Origin of the sequence: Caballeronia sp. LjRoot29 (assembly GCF_964252755.1) — a bacterium.
Classification (GTDB): domain Bacteria; phylum Pseudomonadota; class Gammaproteobacteria; order Burkholderiales; family Burkholderiaceae; genus Caballeronia.
Window position 1 is genome coordinate 67834 of record NZ_CAXUPU020000014.1, and the last position, 16949, is coordinate 84782.

General features: G+C 60.3%; 19 protein-coding genes and 1 tRNA gene. 6 read left to right on the top strand and 14 right to left on the bottom strand.

The window, feature by feature from the left end; translation table 11 throughout:
- Positions 1–13 precede the first annotated feature (13 nt).
- Positions 14–1348: a signal recognition particle-docking protein FtsY gene (gene ftsY, locus ACSQ83_RS17240; protein WP_436228971.1), complete on the bottom strand. Its 1335-nt coding sequence runs from the start codon at positions 1346–1348 to the stop codon at positions 14–16.
- Between the two features lie 372 nt (positions 1349–1720).
- Here ftsY and rsmD point away from each other — a divergent pair, with 372 nt between their 5' ends.
- From rsmD to ACSQ83_RS17255, 3 genes are all read left to right on the top strand, one after another.
- Positions 1721–2410 carry a 16S rRNA (guanine(966)-N(2))-methyltransferase RsmD gene (gene rsmD, locus ACSQ83_RS17245; RefSeq protein ID WP_436228972.1) on the top strand — a complete coding sequence of 230 codons (690 nt, stop codon included), beginning with the start codon at positions 1721–1723 and terminating at the stop codon, positions 2408–2410.
- A 189-nt stretch (positions 2411–2599) separates the two neighbouring features.
- Positions 2600–3103, top strand: coding sequence for a pantetheine-phosphate adenylyltransferase (gene coaD / locus ACSQ83_RS17250; RefSeq protein WP_299713726.1), 504 nt, complete (start codon positions 2600–2602; stop codon positions 3101–3103).
- An 86-nt stretch (positions 3104–3189) separates the two neighbouring features.
- Positions 3190–3447 (top strand): YfhL family 4Fe-4S dicluster ferredoxin, encoded by a 258-nt coding sequence (locus ACSQ83_RS17255; protein WP_414953232.1) that lies wholly within the window; start codon positions 3190–3192, stop codon positions 3445–3447.
- Between the two features lie 20 nt (positions 3448–3467).
- On the opposite strand, the gene hisC is transcribed toward ACSQ83_RS17255, so the two are convergent.
- From hisC to ACSQ83_RS17295, 8 genes are all read right to left on the bottom strand, one after another.
- Complete coding sequence (gene hisC, locus ACSQ83_RS17260; protein WP_436228973.1) at positions 3468–4532, bottom strand: histidinol-phosphate transaminase; 1065 nt, start codon at positions 4530–4532, stop codon at positions 3468–3470.
- Positions 4533–4595: 63 nt separating this feature from the next.
- A complete protein-coding gene (gene pth / locus ACSQ83_RS17265) occupies positions 4596–5204 on the bottom strand; it encodes an aminoacyl-tRNA hydrolase (protein WP_414953230.1) in 609 nt (202 codons plus the stop codon).
- Between the two features lie 143 nt (positions 5205–5347).
- On the bottom strand, positions 5348–5977 hold the full coding sequence (locus ACSQ83_RS17270) for a 50S ribosomal protein L25/general stress protein Ctc (RefSeq protein ID WP_436228974.1): 630 nt from the start codon (positions 5975–5977) through the stop codon (positions 5348–5350).
- A gap of 154 nt (positions 5978–6131) precedes the next feature.
- Positions 6132–7085 (bottom strand): ribose-phosphate pyrophosphokinase, encoded by a 954-nt coding sequence (locus ACSQ83_RS17275; protein ID WP_158937177.1) that lies wholly within the window; start codon positions 7083–7085, stop codon positions 6132–6134.
- Positions 7086–7133: 48 nt separating this feature from the next.
- A tRNA-Gln gene (locus ACSQ83_RS17280) sits at positions 7134–7210 on the bottom strand.
- Positions 7211–7265: 55 nt separating this feature from the next.
- The gene (gene ispE, locus ACSQ83_RS17285; protein ID WP_436228975.1) at positions 7266–8162 is read right to left on the bottom strand and encodes a 4-(cytidine 5'-diphospho)-2-C-methyl-D-erythritol kinase; all 897 of its coding nucleotides are present in this window, start codon (positions 8160–8162) and stop codon (positions 7266–7268) included.
- Positions 8163–8207: 45 nt separating this feature from the next.
- Positions 8208–8819, bottom strand: a complete 612-nt coding sequence (lolB, locus tag ACSQ83_RS17290) for a lipoprotein insertase outer membrane protein LolB (RefSeq protein ID WP_436229021.1) — start codon at positions 8817–8819, stop codon at positions 8208–8210.
- 20 nt (positions 8820–8839) lie between these two features.
- The gene (locus ACSQ83_RS17295; protein ID WP_436228976.1) at positions 8840–10708 is read right to left on the bottom strand and encodes a tetratricopeptide repeat protein; all 1869 of its coding nucleotides are present in this window, start codon (positions 10706–10708) and stop codon (positions 8840–8842) included.
- Positions 10709–10793: 85 nt separating this feature from the next.
- On the opposite strand from ACSQ83_RS17295, the gene mutM reads away from it, so the two are divergent.
- Together mutM and mutY are read left to right on the top strand one after the other, a co-directional pair.
- The gene (gene mutM / locus ACSQ83_RS17300; RefSeq protein WP_436228977.1) at positions 10794–11624 is read left to right on the top strand and encodes a bifunctional DNA-formamidopyrimidine glycosylase/DNA-(apurinic or apyrimidinic site) lyase; all 831 of its coding nucleotides are present in this window, start codon (positions 10794–10796) and stop codon (positions 11622–11624) included.
- 4 nt (positions 11625–11628) lie between these two features.
- Positions 11629–12687 carry an A/G-specific adenine glycosylase gene (gene mutY / locus ACSQ83_RS17305; RefSeq protein WP_436228978.1) on the top strand — a complete coding sequence of 353 codons (1059 nt, stop codon included), beginning with the start codon at positions 11629–11631 and terminating at the stop codon, positions 12685–12687.
- Between the two features lie 7 nt (positions 12688–12694).
- Here mutY and ACSQ83_RS17310 read toward each other — a convergent pair whose 3' ends face one another.
- The 5 genes from ACSQ83_RS17310 to hpf form a co-directional block, all read right to left on the bottom strand.
- Complete coding sequence (locus ACSQ83_RS17310; protein ID WP_436228979.1) at positions 12695–13327, bottom strand: LON peptidase substrate-binding domain-containing protein; 633 nt, start codon at positions 13325–13327, stop codon at positions 12695–12697.
- Between the two features lie 34 nt (positions 13328–13361).
- Positions 13362–14258, bottom strand: coding sequence for an RNase adapter RapZ (gene rapZ, locus ACSQ83_RS17315; RefSeq protein WP_436228980.1), 897 nt, complete (start codon positions 14256–14258; stop codon positions 13362–13364).
- A 122-nt stretch (positions 14259–14380) separates the two neighbouring features.
- The gene (gene hprK / locus ACSQ83_RS17320; RefSeq protein ID WP_031357600.1) at positions 14381–15349 is read right to left on the bottom strand and encodes an HPr(Ser) kinase/phosphatase; all 969 of its coding nucleotides are present in this window, start codon (positions 15347–15349) and stop codon (positions 14381–14383) included.
- Between the two features lie 185 nt (positions 15350–15534).
- Positions 15535–16026 (bottom strand): PTS IIA-like nitrogen regulatory protein PtsN, encoded by a 492-nt coding sequence (ptsN, locus tag ACSQ83_RS17325; protein WP_306427252.1) that lies wholly within the window; start codon positions 16024–16026, stop codon positions 15535–15537.
- A 413-nt stretch (positions 16027–16439) separates the two neighbouring features.
- Positions 16440–16799: a ribosome hibernation-promoting factor, HPF/YfiA family gene (hpf, locus tag ACSQ83_RS17330; protein WP_031357598.1), complete on the bottom strand. Its 360-nt coding sequence runs from the start codon at positions 16797–16799 to the stop codon at positions 16440–16442.
- Positions 16800–16801: 2 nt separating this feature from the next.
- Here hpf and ACSQ83_RS17335 point away from each other — a divergent pair, with 2 nt between their 5' ends.
- Positions 16802–16948 carry a hypothetical protein gene (locus ACSQ83_RS17335; RefSeq protein ID WP_436228981.1) on the top strand — a complete coding sequence of 49 codons (147 nt, stop codon included), beginning with the start codon at positions 16802–16804 and terminating at the stop codon, positions 16946–16948.
- Position 16949: the final 1 nt, after the last annotated feature.

A 16949-nucleotide genomic window follows, 5' to 3' on the forward strand; every position in this document is an offset into this window, starting at 1 on the left:
CTTAACTTCCCTGCTAACTTCCGAGCAATGCGTCGGCGAATTCATCGGCGCTGAAGGGCTGCAAGTCCTCCACCTTCTCGCCCACGCCAATGAAGTACACCGGAATTGGCCGTTGCCGCGCAATAGCCGCGAGAATGCCGCCCTTCGCAGTGCCATCGAGTTTGGTCACGATCAAACCCGTCAAGCCGAGCGCATCGTCGAAAGCCTTCACTTGAGCGAGTGCGTTCTGGCCCGTGTTTGCATCGATGACCAGCAGCACTTCGTGCGGTGCGTCCGGTTGCGCTTTCGCAATTACGCGCTTCACCTTGCGCAGTTCTTCCATCAGGTGAAGCTGCGTCGGCAGGCGGCCGGCCGTATCGGCCATCATCACGTCGATCTTGCGGGCACGCGCGGCGCCGACTGCATCGAAGATCACGGCGGCTGCATCGCCGCTTTCCTGCGATACCACTGTCACGTTGTTGCGTTGACCCCAAACCGTGAGCTGTTCACGTGCGGCAGCGCGGAAGGTGTCGCCGGCGGCCAGTAACACGGACTGGTCGAAGCGCTGTAAATGCTTGGCCAGCTTGCCAATGCTCGTGGTCTTGCCCGCACCGTTCACGCCGGCGATCATCATCACGAGCGGTTTGGCGCGACCGAGCATCAGCGACTTCTCGAGCGGCCGCAACAGCTCCGCGAGCAGTGAGCGAAGCGCGGCCTTGACCTGCATCGAATCGGTGAGCCGTTCACTGCGCACTTTTTCCCGCAGCGCTTCGAGCAGGTATTCGGTGGCATCGACACCGGCGTCCGACATCAGCAACGCCGTTTCGAGCTCCTCGTACAAATCCTCATCGATCTTCGCTCCGACGAAAATCCCCGTCAGGCCCGAACTCGTCTTCGATAAGCCCGTCTTCAGGCGCGTGAGCCATGAACGCTTTGCGTTTTGTTCCGGCTCGGGCGGCGGCACGATCACGACGGTTTCAGCCGGCGCCTTCCACTGCGATGCCGTGCGGCCTTGCCAATAGGGCTTGGATTCCGCGCTCGCTGGCGAGGCCGATTGCGCGATTGGCGCGGGCGTTCCTTCAGCCGCTACACCGGGAGCGTCTGCAGGCGCCGGATCAGCCGGGCGCGCCGGCCGGTCAAGCGATTCCAAATCCCGATCCGACGCCGCAACGCCTTCCCGCGCGGTTTCCACGGGCTGAGCGGGTGTGACAGGCGTGCTGGCGTGCCGGAGCCCTTCTGCGGGCTCGGGATGCACTTCAGCGCCGGCCTCGCCTCCGTTTTCCTCGGGCGCATCGGTATCCGTATCGATATCAGTCTGGGTATCGTTATCGGCTGATTTGCCTACTAATCGTTTGAAAAAGCTGAACATGGTCTGCAGTGGTGGGGGTGGCGCGTTTTATCGATGCCATCGCGACCGCGTTGCTGCGTTGAACGAGCGAACAACACGAACAACGCAAACGCAAAGGTGGCGATAGCTGCCGTGCCGCGAAAAACCGCCGAAAACAGCGGAGAGAGCCGGGCGAATGCGCAAAAAAAGCCAAAGAAACGTATTTTATCAGCCGTCACCGATTGTAGTGCCTGGCAGGGTGGCGAACCCCTGCATCGGGCGCGGCGAGGCTGTGGTAACGTGCCCGCATCGGCGCACACGAATTGTTGCAAACCGATCACGTTGTCACCCGGCCCGCGCGGGTCATCCCGCCGCCTCTACCCACGCAGTACGCACCACGTCCCACGCACGTCCATGTCCCGTTCCTCGATCACCCGCACATTAGAGCGAAATCCCGAGCGAAATCGCGAACGCAGCCCCGAGCGAACCGCCGAGCGCGCGCCGAAAGTCCGCGAAGCCGCGCCATCGCGCGGCGGCAAGGCGCATTCCATTCGTATTATCGGTGGCGAGTGGAAACGCACGCCACTGCCCGTTCTGAGTCTGGACGGCCTGCGTCCGACGCCGGACCGGGTGCGTGAGACGCTGTTCAACTGGCTAGGCCAGTCGCTCGATGGCAAGCGTTGCCTCGATCTATTTGCCGGTAGCGGCGCATTGGGCTTCGAAGCTGCGTCGCGCGGCGCGTTGCGCGTGCTGATGGTGGAACGCAGCGGCCGCGCGGTGGCGCAACTAAAGGCGAATCAGACGCGCCTGGCCGCGAAAAACATCGAAATTGTGGAAGCGGATGCGCTGCGGCTCGCTGCGGGCCTCGCACCGAATTCCTTCGATGTCGTCTTCCTCGACCCTCCATTTGGCGATGCCGCCATGCTCCAGCGCGCCGTCGAACTGGCCGTGCCGCTGGTGTCGCTGGGCGGTGCACTGTATATCGAAGCAGGTGAACCCGTCGATCCGAGGCAAACGCCGGCATTGTCCGGATGGGCGATTACCCGCGAAGGCAAGGCTGGCGCGGTCCGCTATCATTTGCTGCGGCGCGAAAATGAGGAATAATGCGCGTTCCCAAATGCGTGGCCGGGCAATGTCCTCCAACTGTGGACGCGGCTCAATGCCCATGGCGGATGTAGCGGACTTCAAGGACGATGCGGTATCGGAAGCGCTTTTTGGTCTTGTCGATACCGCCAGCGGCCCAATCTGCAGCGAAAGATGTACCAGAAGAAGGTTCAGAAGAGGAGATGCTCCATGGTTGTAGCCGTTTATCCCGGAACGTTTGACCCACTCACGCGCGGTCACGAAGACCTCGTGCGACGTGCATCGAGTATTTTCGATACGCTGGTGGTTGGCGTCGCCGATAGCCGCAACAAGAAGCCGTTCTTCAGTTTGCAGGAACGGCTGGATATAGCGCATGAGGTGCTGGGCCATTATCCGAACGTACAGGTGATGAGCTTCAAGGGGCTACTTAAGGATTTCGTGCGCAAGAACAATGCGCGCGTGATCGTGCGGGGCTTGCGTGCGGTTTCCGACTTCGAATACGAATTCCAGATGGCGGGCATGAACCGTTATCTGCTGCCCGACGTCGAAACGATGTTCATGACGCCGTCGGATCAATATCAATTCATCTCGGGCACGATCGTGCGCGAGATCGCGCAACTCGGCGGCGATGTCTCCAAGTTTGTTTTCCCCTCAGTGGAAAAGCGCTTGCAGGACAAAGTCGGTCCGATCGCGCAAGACCCAACGGTGCCGTGAGCGTTTTAGCTGCTCACCAAGCGCGCTCATTCAGAGCGCGCGGGCACCGAAAAGCCGGCTGAGATGCCGGGCGAAGAGAGTAAAGCATGGCCCTGTTTATTACCGATGAGTGCATCAACTGCGACGTGTGCGAGCCCGAGTGCCCGAACGACGCCATCTCGATGGGTATCGACATCTACGTGATCGACCCGAACAAGTGCACCGAATGCGTCGGCCACTACGACGAACCGCAATGCCAGCAAGTGTGCCCGGTGGACTGCATTCCACGCGACCCGGCGCATGAGGAAAACGCCATCCAGCTGATGGCGAAATATCACGGATTGATGAAAGCGAAGGGCGCTTGATTTAGCGTCTCAGGCTGTCCTTAGAGCAGCGCGCGCAGCGCTGCCAGCAGAGCGTCGCAGTCGGCATCGGTGCCAACCGTAATCCGCAGATGCTGATCGATTCGCGGCAGCTTGAAATGCCGCACGAAAATCTCCTTCTCCTTCAGGCGCGCCGCTAGCGTGGCGGCATCGTGTTCCGGATGGCGTGCGAAAACGAAATTCGCCGCCGACGGAACCACATCGAATCCCAACGCCTCCAGGTCCGCCGTCAGCCGCTCGCGGCTAGCGATAACCTTTGCACAGGTTTCGCGAAACCAGTCGTCGTCTTCAACGGCCGCGATCGCGGCGACCTGCGCCAACCGGTCGAGCGGATAGGAATTGAAGCTGTCCTTCACACGCGTCAGCGCCTCGATCAACGCTTCGTTCCCGAGTGCGAACCCGACCCGCATGCCCGCCAGTGAACGGGCTTTCGACAACGTCTGCACGACCAGCAGATTCGGATTTTCATCGATAAGCGCCACCGCCGATTCCGCGCCGAAATCCACATACGCCTCATCGATAACAACAACCGAATCCGGATTCGCCGCGAGCAAAACCTTGATCTCGGCGAGTGGCAACGCGCGGCCCGTCGGCGCGTTCGGATTGGGCAGCAGCACGCCACCGTTGGGCGCGCGGTAGTCGTCCACATCAATGCCGAAGTCTGCGTTGAGCGGTATCACGTCGACCGCTACGCCGTATAACTGAGCGTAGACGGGATAAAAGCTGTACGTGATATCGGGGAAACGGATTGGCTTGTTGTGCTTGAGCAGCGCCTGGAACGTGTGCGCGAGAACCTCGTCCGACCCATTGCCGACAAACACTTGTTCCACGCGCAAACCGTGATGCTGCGCGATAGCCGCGCGCAACGCATGCGCTGTCGGGTCGGGATATTTGCGGAGCGAGTCGCCGTCGTCGCCGAGTTCACGCCGGATTGCCTCGACTACGCGAGGTGAGGGCGGATAGGGATTCTCGTTCGTGTTGAGCTTCACGGGACGCGCGAGCGCGGGTTGTTCGCCCGGCACATACGGCGTCAGCTTATTGACGATATCGCTCCAGAAACGGCTCAAGATTCGCTCCTCAATTGTTCCCGATGTCCTCGCGGGACGGGGTGCTGCGGTTACCGCTATTGGTTAAGGCTGCGCGTTGCGATGCAGGTTCATCATCGCACGCTCCATACCGTCGTTGAGCGCGATCGGCATGACGGCAAGCGCGCGTTCAATCGATGCATCGATTACATCCTGCTCTTCGCGGCGCGGCGGCTTCAGCACGAAATTCGCGACATCCGGCTTCGCGCCCGCCCGCGACGCTTCGGGAATCAGATCACGCGGATGCCCGATACCAATCCGCAAGCGCCAATACTGCTGCACCGACAAATGCGCGGAGATGTCCTTCAGGCCATTGTGCCCGCCGCTGCCGCCGCCGAGCTTCAGTTTCACCGTGCCAGGCGGCAAATCGAGTTCATCGTGCGCGACCAGGATCTCATCCGGCAGGATCTTGAAGAACTGCGCTACGGCCACGACCGATTGCCCCGACCGGTTCATGAAGGTCTGCGGTTCGAGCAGATGAATCTCCTGGCCATTAAGCCGGCCGCGCCCATAGTGACCGTGAAACCGGCGTTCGTCCCGCAGCGATGCACCCGCATCGCGCGCCAGTTGGTCGACGAACCAGAAGCCGGCGTTGTGGCGGGTCGCGGTGTATTCAGCGCCCGGATTGCCGAGCCCGACGATCAGTTTGATCATGTTCAATCTTGGCGGCGTAGCGACTTCAACCGCACCGGAAAAAGGCCATAAAAAAACCCGCCGGAGCAGAGCAACGGCGGGTCACTTCGTCCGCTCTTACGGGCGGACCCGAGCGGACTCAAGCGGACAGGCTTTAGGCAGACTTACGCAGCCGGCTTGTCGCCGTCGCTCGGAGCAGCAGCGCCCGAAGCAGCTTCGTCAGACACGACCGCAGCCGGGATGGTCGCCGAAGCGATCACCGGGTTTTCTGCTTCGAGGTGAGCGATCAGCGCCACGCCCTTCGGCAAAACGATGTCCTTCACGTGCAGCGTGTGACCGGCTTCAATTTTCGCCAGATCGAGTTCGACGAATTCCGGCAGATCGGCCGGGAGGCATTCGATTTCGACTTCGTTCAGAACGTGCGAGATAACCGCGCCGCCGATCTTCACAGCCGGATTCGTTTCCTGGTTCAAGAAGTGGACCGGAACCTTGGTGTGCAGCTTCTTCTTCGAATCGACGCGTTGGAAGTCAACGTGCAGAACCATTTGCTTGAACGGATGGTATTGCACATCGCGCAGCAGAACCTGTTGCGTCTTGCCTGCCACTTCCAGTTCGAGGATCGACGAATGGAAAACTTCTTTCTTCAGCGCGTGCCAAAGGGCGTTGTGATCGAGCTCAACAGCCAGAGCCTCAGCGTTCGCGCCATATACGATACCCGGCGTCTTGCCCGAGTTACGCAGGCGGCGGCTCGCACCCGTACCTTGCAGATTGCGCTCAAAAGCGACTACTTTCATGATTCAACTCCATAATCTGCCCGCGACCAGGCAGTGAAAACGGGGCTGTCCGCAAGTCGCGTTCAGCCCCAGAGCAGCGGTTCAGGCCTTCGTTCGCCTGAACCGATTACGCTGTTCAGCAGAGGTTTGATCCTCTGCTGAACAGCAAATACTTTTAACCTTCCGCGAACAGCGACATGACCGAGTCGCCGCGACGAATACGCGAGAACGTTTCAGCCAGCAATCCCGCGCTCGACAGAATACGAACCTTGGTACAGGCACGTGCTTCTTCGGAGAGGGGGATGGTGTCGGTAACGACGAGTTCGTCGAGTTCCGATGCTGCAATCCGCTCGCCCGCGCCGCCGGACAGAACCGGGTGCGTGGCATACGCAAACACTCTCGTCGCGCCGCGTTCCTTCAAAACCTGTGCTGCCTTGCAGAGCGTGCCGGCGGTGTCGACCATGTCATCCATGATCACGCACGTGCGGCCTTCCACTTCACCAATGATGTTCATCACTTCAGCGACGTTCGCCTTCGGGCGACGCTTGTCGATGATCGCGAGATCGGTGTTCAGTTGCTTCGCCAAGGCCCGGGCGCGGATCACGCCGCCCACATCGGGCGACACCACCAGCAGGTTTTCGTAGTTCTGCTTGCGCAGATCGCCGAGCAGCACGGGCGTAGCGTAGATGTTGTCGACCGGGATGTCGAAGAAACCTTGAATCTGGTCGGCGTGGAGGTCCATGGTAATGACCCGATCCACACCGGCAATTTCCAGCATGTTCGCCACGACCTTCGCCGAGATAGCGACGCGGGCCGAACGGGGCCGGCGATCCTGACGGGCATAACCGAAGTACGGGATAGCTGCAGTGATCCGGCCAGCAGATGCGCGCTTGAGCGCATCGACCATGATCATGAGTTCCATCAACGTGTCGTTGGTCGGGGCGCAGGTGGACTGCAACACGAACACGTCTTTGCCGCGCACGTTCTCCTGGATCTCAACCATGATTTCGCCGTCTGAAAAACGGCTCACCATTGCCTTGCCAAGAGGAATTCCAAGGATTTTGACGACTTCCTGTGCAAGCGCGGGATTCGCGTTGCCAGTGAATACCATCAGGCCGTCACTGCTCATCGTGCACCTGTTTCTTGGCTGGGGCGAGAGGGAAAACGCGAGAAATTATGGCAGGGGAAGAAGGATTCGAACCTTCGCATGCTGGAATCAAAATCCAGTGCCTTAACCAACTTGGCGACTCCCCTACACTAACTTTGAGTCTTGCCGGGCAGTGTAGGACAAACCCGTCAAAACGAAACTTTACGACGCGAAAGTGAAGAGAGGATGCGAATCCAGACTTTCGGTCACTTTGCTTTTCCAGCTTGCCGGGAGTTTGGCTTGCGCTATCTCAGCTTCGGCTTTGCTACGAAAAGCGGCAAACACGCTCGCTCCAGATCCGGTCATTCGCGCAGGTGAAAGATTCGAAAACCACTCAATCACCTTAGCTACCTCCGCGTACTTCTCAACCACAACTGCCTGCATATCATTTCGGCCGAAGCTGTCAGGCCAATCTGCGTCAGAACTATGTTGTGCAAGGAAGTCCGTAATTGTGAGGACTTTTGAGTCCCTCGTCAACCCTTTCTCTGAAAAAATCGCAGCGGTTGGAACATGCACCGCAGGAGTCACCACCAGGAAGAAACGCTTCGGCAGATTGACGACCTGCAGCGCCTCGCCCACGCCCTCAGCAAAAGCATTTTGCCCGAAGACGAAAAACGGCACATCGGCACCCAGTTTCAGCGCCAGATCCTGCAATGCTTGTCGCGATAAATCCAGGCCCCACAAGTGATTCAGGGCAAGCAGCGTAGTCGCGGCGTCAGAACTGCCACCGCCGAGACCGGCGCCCATAGGCAGTATTTTATCAATTTCTATGTCTACGCCAAGGGGGGTGCCCGTTGTCGAGTGCAGCAGACGCGCAGCACGTACGACAAGGTCATCGGCTTCCGGCACGCCGGGAACGTCGGTTTTGCGGGCGATCACGCCGTCGTCGCGACGGGTGAAGTGCAGCAGGTCGCCCCAGTCGAGCAACTGGAATACCGTCTGAAGCGCGTGATAACCGTCCGGACGACGTCCGGTGATATGCAGGAACAGGTTGAGCTTGGCCGGCGCGAGGCAATTGCGCAGGGAAGCGTCGGCCGGCGGGCGCAGCGGCGCCCGCAATGAACCCGATTGAGGTGACGACATGCTTATAAGTTGCGGAAAACGTTACTGGTCGAGGACGAGCTTGATCTCGAGCGGAGGTTCGGCGCGCGACAGATTCACGCGCTTTACGCCAGTGGCGGGGGCGTCGGCGTAAGCCAGGTAGTCGATGGTCCAGCCGTCCTGCTTGATTTCCTTCAGGCGGCCGTTTTCCGACGATGAATCCATGGTCGTGCGTGCCCGCGAGGTTGGCGCAGGCGATGGCTGCAGCCAGTATCGCAAGCCTTCCACCGGCAGCGCGAACCCGAGGGTGTTGCTCATCAGCTGGGAGACGTTATCGGCGGTCTGCGGGTCGCGGTTCGGCAATTCGAGCGTGGCCGACGACGGAGACGACGTCACGATAGCCAGCGTTTGCCCAAGCGGATTGCGCAATTGGAGCGTGACGGTGTCTCCGGTTTCCTGCCAGTCGAAGTTGCCGTACGCGTTGCGTTGCTGACCGGTCTGGTCGTCGTACTGGACTGCGAACCGCCCGTGATATGCCCGGCTGGTCTGCGCGGTCACCGCGGTTGCTGCATTCGATGTACTCGGCACCCGGGGTTTGATCGCGCACCCCGACACCACCACCACACCCGCTGCCATTAGCGCCAACGCACCGCGACGCGCGCGCTGGCCACCCATGAAATTCGTTGCAATCAAGTTCAAAGGTCGTTCACCTGGAATCGTTTGAGCGTTTTCACCAATGTGTCGTTGCCCGGTTCGAGCTTTTGCGCCTGACGCCATGTATTGCGCGCCTGATCCTGCTGCCCTGACTTCCACTGCACTTCGCCCAGATGAGCGCCAATTTCGGCGTTCGGCTGCAGGTCGTAGGCTTTCTTCAGGATGCTGGCCGCTTCCGCCTGATTACCCAACCGATACTTCGCCCAGCCGAGGCTGTCCATGATGAACGCATCGTTCGGCGCAAGCGACACCGCCTTCTCGATCAACTTCTCTGCCTCGTCCAGACGCTCGTTGCGATCGACGAGCGAGTAGCCCAGCGCGTTGTACGCTTGCGCGTTGTCCGGCTGCTGTTTCATCAGCTTGCGCAACTGCGTTTCCATGACGTCGTAATGGCCGTTCTTTTCAGCCGCCATGGCATAGTCGTAGGCAATGTCCGGGTCATCGGGGAAAGCCGCTGACGCCTTCGCCAACGCCGCTTCCGCTTCCGGGTACCGCTGCGCCTGGAACAGCATGGCGGCGTCGGTACGGGCGAGCAGCGCCAGATCGCGCGGATCCGATGTCTGCAGGCTGCCAAGCAATTGACGCGCTTCGTCGACCTTGCCGTGCGAGGCGAGGATCTGCGCGCGCGTGACCTGCGCCGGCAGATACTGCTGGCTCGCGCGTGGAATCTTGTCGAGCCACTGGTTCGCAGCTACGTCGTCCTTCTTTTCCAGCGACAACTGCGCGAGATAGATATAGGCCTGACCCGGATCGGCGTTCGGCGTGCTTTCAGCGGCGGCCGCGTACTGTTTCAGATAATCCTGCGCTTTGTCCGGCTGTTTCTTCTGAATGTTGATCAGCGCGAGCGCCATCAGCGGCGTCAGGTCTTTCGAATCGTTCTTGCGCATGATTTCAAACTGCTTCTGGGCGTCGTCGAGACGATCCGCCGACAGATACAGTTGCGCCAGCGCGAGCCGCGCGTCGTGCGACTTCGGATCCTTCTCGAGATACTTCTCAAACGATGCAATGCCTTCGTTGCGCTCGTTCGGTCCCATGCGCGCCAGCGTCAACGCCGCAGGCAAATAGTCCGGCTTCAATTTCAGCGCTTGTTCAAGCGATGCCTTCGCACCTGGCAGGTCGTCGGCGGCAATTTCCTGCCGGGCGAGCGCCAGTTGCGTTTCCGGCCGGTCCAGATCGTTCTTGACCAGATCCTTCAGCACATTCAACCCGCCTACGCGATTCGGTCCGCGAGAGAGCAGGATTTGTAGCGAAAGGATGGCGTCGCCGCGCTGATCAGGCGGTACCTTCGCGAGCTCGGTGGTGAGGATCGGCTTGGCGTCGTCGGGCTTGCCGGAGAGGATCAGCAGCGACGCGCTCAACTGCGCCGCACGTTCCGAATTCGGCGAAAACTGCTGCCAGAGCTGGACTGCCGTTAGCGCGTCGTTGGGACTCTGTGCGGCGATCGCAATCTCGGTCGCGCGCTGCGCGAAGCGTGGATCGTGCGTGTCGCGCGCGAGGGCAAGATACGTCTGATAAGCGGGCGCTGCCTGATTGCGTTGCAAAGCGACTTCCGCCGCGAGCACCTGGAACACGATCTGGCTGGACGCAGCCACATTCGGCAGGTCCTGTACTTCCTTGCCCGTGGGCGGTGCGGTGATCAGGTCCGCTGCGCTGATGGCCGATTGGTCGTCGTCAGGCGTCGGGAGTTGCGCGGGGCTCTGCGCGTAGGCAGGCGCCAGCGCAAACGCCGCCACCGCGAACGCCACTGCGGCCGCGAGCTTGCTCGGGTAGACCGGCTTACCGCGTGCGGCGCTCGTTTGAGCGGTCGCTGCACGCTGCTTCGAAAACAACTTTACGAAGGACAAGTTCATGGAAATCCGATCAATGTTTCAGTCGATTGTAACGCGCTCGCTACAATACGCGCACATCCCACAGCAAGTTACAGACCAGTAAAACATGCCAGAGTTGCCGGAAGTCGAAGTAACCCGACGCGGGATCGAACCGTTTGTTACCGGACGCCGGGTCGAGCGTGTCGATGTCCGGACACCGGCGCTGCGCTGGCCCATTCCGCCGCATCTTGCCAAGACAATGACGGCGCTGAAAATCGACAAGGTCGAGCGGCGCGGCAAGTACCTGTTGTTCGAAACCTCTGAAGGCTGGCTGATCGTGCATTTGGGCATGACGGGGACGCTGCGGGTATTGCGTAACGTGCCGCGGCCGCCGGATGCGGCGAAGCATGATCATATAGATGTGATCTTCGATGACTTCATTTTGCGCTTTCGCGATCCGCGGCGTTTCGGCGCAGTGCTCTGGCACGCGCGCGCAGACGGCGATGTCCTCGACCATCCGCTGCTGGCAGGCCTGGGCGTAGAGCCATTCACGCCCGAATTTTCCGGCGCGCTGATGTATCGTCAGACGCGCGGGCGCAAGGTGTCCGTAAAACAGGCGCTGCTCGCGGGCACGATGGTCGTCGGCGTGGGCAACATTTATGCGTCCGAGAGCCTGTTTCGCGCGGGCATCCGGCCGACCGTCGCGGCCGGCCGCGTTTCGCTCGTGCGCTACGATCTTCTCGCCGACGCCGTGCGTACAACCCTGGCCGCGGCGATCGAAAAGGGCGGCAGCACGTTGCGCGATTTCGTGGGCAGCAATGGCGAGTCCGGCTATTTCCAGCTCGATTATTTCGTCTATGATCGCGCGGGATTGCCCTGCCATGTTTGCGGAACGGCCATCAAACAAATCGTGCAAGGCCAGCGATCCACGTACTTTTGCCCGCGCTGCCAGCGCTAGTTCCATGCTCCAGCTCACCGACTTCTCCACGCGCCTGATCGCGTGGCAACGTGTTCATGGCCGTCACGACCTGCCATGGCAAAACACGCGCGATGCTTATCGGATCTGGTTGTCCGAAATCATGCTGCAGCAGACGCAGGTATCGACGGTGATTCCGTATTACGCGCGTTTTCTCGACCGTTTCCCCACCGTGAACGCGCTCGCTTTCGCGCCGCTCGACGACGTCATGGCGCTCTGGGCCGGCCTCGGCTATTACTCTCGTGCGCGAAATCTGCATCGATGCGCGTTTGTGGTGGCGACAGAGCACGGCAGCGAGTTTCCACGCAGCGTCGATGAGCTGGCAGAACTGCCGGGTATCGGGCGATCGACGGCGGCAGCCATTGCGTCGTTTGCGTTCGGCGCACGCGCGACGATTCTCGATGGCAACGTGAAGCGGGTGCTCGCGCGTGTGTTTGGTATCGACGGATTTCCGGGCGAAAAGCGCGTGGAAAATACCATGTGGACGCTGGCTGAATCGCTGCTTCCCGATGCCGCGCACAAGGACGATGTCACCGCGTACACGCAGGGCTTGATGGATCTGGGCGCAACGCTGTGCGTGCGCGGCAAGCCGGATTGCGCGCGCTGCCCGTTTGCCGCCGATTGCGTGGCGAACGTGACGGGACGGCAAAAGGAATTGCCGACGTCGCGCCCGAAAAAGACGGTGCCGACACGCAAGACCTGGATGCTGGTGCTGCAAGACGGCAATAGCGTCCTGCTCGAGAAGCGTCCGCCTACGGGCATCTGGGGCGGATTATGGAGCTTGCCTGAAGCACAGGACGAAAACGCGCTCGCCGCGGTTTCGCATAGCTTCGGCGGGTCTGCCGAGCTTCAACGGCTTACGCCCTTCACGCACACGTTCACGCATTTCAAACTGGATATTGAGCCGCGTCTTGGCCGAGCGAACGGTGTGCCCGACGCCGCCGATAGCAAGACCGTGTGGGCGCCGCTTGCGAATATCGACGCGTATGGCGTGCCCGCGCCAGTTCGCAAACTGCTCGATGCGCTGCAGGGCTCGCTGATTTAAAGCCGCTTCAAAGCAGCTGATGTTGCTGCATGTAGTGATGCACGACATCGATCCGCGCGGCCGCGTCTTCAAGCTCCATCAGCTTTTGCCGGGCGCGCATGGGGATTGGCAGGATCTCGGATAAACGGTTGGATACCCACGTTGGATCGTCGAGAAGGAAGGGCTCGGTGAAGGGCAGATCCTTCGGCTCGCGTGCCTTGATTGCATCGATGATCCGCTCCAGCACTTCCGCGCACGCGCCAAACTTCACCAAGGCTTCCGTGCCGTCCAGCGGTGTGTCGTCGCCGATGGTTTCCGCCACGCCCACGAGCAGATTGCTCGGCTCAACGCGATGCGACAACAGCCGAAAACGCGTCGTTCCCCGCGCCTGGACCAGCAGCATGCCGAACGTGTCCACGTCGCATTGCGTGATCTCGGCGAGGCAACCGATGTTCTCGGGCACCGACCGATCCCCCGGCGACGCAATTTCATTGCCGCTTTTCAACAGGCACACGCCGAACGGCGTACCTTCGCGCAAACACGCGCGCGCCATGTCGAGATAGCGGGCTTCAAAGATTTTCAGGGGAAGATGGCCGCCCGGAAACAACACGGTATGCAGCGGAAACAGCGGCAGGTCGGCGAGAAGGGGATTGGTGGACATCGCGCGCTTCTTTAAAAAGGCCGCCCGAAGGCGATCAGGTTTGCATGGGCGCGACGTGTCCATCGAGAGCGATGGGTGCGTCGCGATGCCGCACAATCACGTTGGCCTTGTCACCGAAGCGCGCGGCGAGCGCCTGGGCGATGAATACCGAGCGATGCTGGCCACCCGTGCAGCCGATTGCCACCGTCAGGTAACTACGGTTGTCGTCACGAAATTGCGGTAACCATTTAGCGATGAACGTGCCTACGTCGTCGATCATTTGGTGAACCATCGGCTGGGCGGACAAAAAGTCGATAACCGGTTTGTCCAGGCCCGTCAGCGGCCGCAATTCGTGATCGTAATAGGGATTCGGGAGCGTGCGGACATCGAAGACAAAATCGGCGTCGAGCGGCACACCGCGCTTGAATCCGAACGACTCGAACATCAGCGTCAGCCCGGCCGTTTCCTGCTCGATAAAACTCTTCACCCACGCGCGCAACACGTTCGCCCGCAGATTGCTGGTGTCGATCTGGTGACCGAATTCGGCGAGCCCCGACACGAGTTCGCGCTCCCGTTCGATCGCTTCGCCCAACGACGTGAACAGCCCCACGTCGGCGTCGTGGCCCGGCGAACCTGACAGCGGATGGCGGCGGCGGGTCTCGGAAAAACGCTGGATCAGCGACTGTGTACTTGCGTTCAGAAATAGGACGCGAAGGTCGAACGCTTGCGACAGATCTTTGATAATGGCGGGCACTTCGTCGAGCGACCGGCTCGACCGCGCGTCGATAGCAACAGCTAGACGTGCCTGCCCCTGGCTATTGAGATAGGCCGCGAGCTCAGGCAGGAAGCGCGGAGGCAGGTTGTCGACGCAATAGTACCCGGCGTCTTCGAGAGCGTTCAGGGCAACCGATTTGCCGGAGCCGGAAATACCCGTAATCAGAATAATGCGCATGAATAAGGACTCGTTCGCTCTAGGTAATCGCACGCAAAAGACGCAGCACGCAAAGCCCGCAAAAATTCGGGTCCGGGCGGTGGCCGAACGCTCGATGCCGCCGGTCCAGCCATCTCAACCGGTCAGATCAGCTTGCCGGGGAACTGGCTTTCGGGGTCCTGCATCGCGAGGCGCTGACGATCCATGAAGTCGCGCAAGGTATCGATACCGCGCAATTGCAGGATCGTGTTCCGCACAGCAGCTTCAACCAGCACGGCCAGATTCCGGCCGGCCGCCACCTGGATAGTCACCTTGCTGATCGGCAGGCCGAGCACGTCGACCGCCTGGCTTTCGAGCGGCAAGCGCTGAAATTCACCGTCCGGACGACGCACAAGTTGAACGATCAACTTGAGCTTCATTTTCCGCCGAACGGCGGTTTCCCCAAAGATGGTCTTGATATCAAGCAGCCCGAGGCCGCGGACTTCCAGCAAGTTCTGCAGTAGCGGCGGGCATCTGCCTTCGACAAAATCCGGTCCGAGGCGCACAAAGTCTACGGCGTCGTCAGCGACAAGACCGTGACCGCGGCTGATCAACTCAAGCCCGAGTTCGCTTTTACCGAGACCGGAATCGCCAGTCAACAGGACGCCCATGCCGAGGATGTCGAGGAACACGCCGTGCAAGGTGGCGCGCGGAGCAAGGATCCGCGACATATAGAGCCGCAGGCTGTCGATCACGGCTGCCGCCGACATGCGGGTGGTGAAGAGCGGCGTGGACGAGCGCGTGCAGCGCAGGACCAGTTCAGGCGGCGCGCCGACTTCGCCTGCCACCACCAGAAACGGCGGTTCCAGCGCGATCAGTTCGGCCATGTTGCGTGAGCGGTCTTCGTCGGACTGACGCTGGTAGTAGGTGATTTCGGCGTCGCCGAGCACCTGGATACGGTTGGGGTGAATCAGGTTCAAGTGCCCCACGAGGTCGGCGCTTGACGTTGCATTGGCAACGGTTTCGGTCGAAAAGCCGCGCTCCCAGCCTTCGTGTCCCGTCAGCCAGCTCAGTTTCAGCGCGGCCGCGTTATCGTCGAAAATACTCTGGGCGTTGATGCTGGACGTATCCATGAGGGCCGGAACTCCGAGAGAGGCCGCGAGCATGGGGCAATTGAAGAGCCGGGTTGGTCTCTTCAATGCTCCGCTCAATAGGACTGATTGTGCGCTAGAAGGGCCGCCGGCGCGAGAGGGCCATTCGGCCTGGTTCTCCGTACCGATCCGGCTTCACGTCCAGCACGAGGCCCGGCTCATAGAGCTCAGGGCTGCCATTGCGTGAGCACTTGGTACAGCGCTTCACGATTTTCTTCAGTGTTCAGGCGTTCGCGTGCATCCCGGTCGGAAAGCAGTTGCGCTATTTCCGAGAGGATTTCGAGGTGCTGTTGCGTGGCCTGCTCGGGAACAAGCAGAAAGATCAGCAGCGACACCGGCTGTCCGTCCGGCGATTCGAAGGCGATGGGCTCAGCCAGGCGCACGAAGGCGGCGAGCGGATGCTTCAGGCCCTTGATGCGTCCGTGGGGAATAGCGACACCTTCGCCGAGACCGGTCGAGCCAAGGCGCTCGCGCGCAAAGAGATTGTCGGTGACGGTACTGCGGCCAATGCCGTTCTGGTTCTCGAAGATCAGGCCCGCTTGCTCGAATACACGTTTCTTGCTAGTGACGGACAGTCCGAGGACGACATTTTCGAGGGGAAGAAATTTGGCTAAACGATTCATGTTGGCAGGCAGATGCGTGGCCTGAATTCTCCTCATCGTGGCGTCTGCAGAACCTGCACGAAACGCTCACGGCGATTTTTGGTAAGGATGCGCGGGAGACAAAAGTCTCGCTTCACTCCGATTAACAACCCCGGTACCCGGTACTAACTTCTGACCGGACCATTATAGAACAGCGTAATCAAACGATGGTGCGGCGCGCCATACAGTTGACGCGTTTGTTGCACATAACGCGACGCTCGCTGCTTCGCCCAAGTTCGCCCTGCTGCGACGAAAAACCGCCCCAAACCGGTGGCGACAAAAAAGCCGCCTGCTTTCAGGCGGCTCGTGCCGGGACTATCGGACCGATGGGCTCCGGCCTATATTGCTCCGGAGTCCGGCGCATCGAAAAAACTTCCAGCCGATGCGCCGTTCAACCCATTTGAATTACTCCTCTAACCGTTCACGATTCCTCACGGCGCCGGAACTTCGCTCTCCTGCGGTTCGTGTCCGTACTTCATGGTGGCGTGCGCGTGGCCCTGGATCTTGTCCTTGTGGCGGAGCACTTGCCTGTCCAGCTTGTCGACCATCAAGTCGATCGCTGCGTACATATCAACGTCACAACTCTCGATGAAAATGTCCTTGCCCTTCAGGTGCAAGTTGATTTCGACCTTTTGCCGCTTGTCCTTTTCCCTATGATTGTCGACCGAGAGGACCACACTGCCGTCGATCACCTGATCGAAGTGCCTTAGCACCCTATCCAGTTTGGTGATCACATATTCTCGCAACGCAGGCGTCAATTCGAGATGGTGTCCACTGATCTGCAGATTCATAGTTGCTCTCCAAGCTGATGGCCGCCTGGGACGCTATCACGCTGCTCAAACCGGTCGCTGCTTGCCCGTACCTGTCCATTCTCGCGAACGGCGGAACGGGACGGGACGCATCGGCCGGCTCGCTCGCGCTTTCGCGACGCGGCCGGTAAA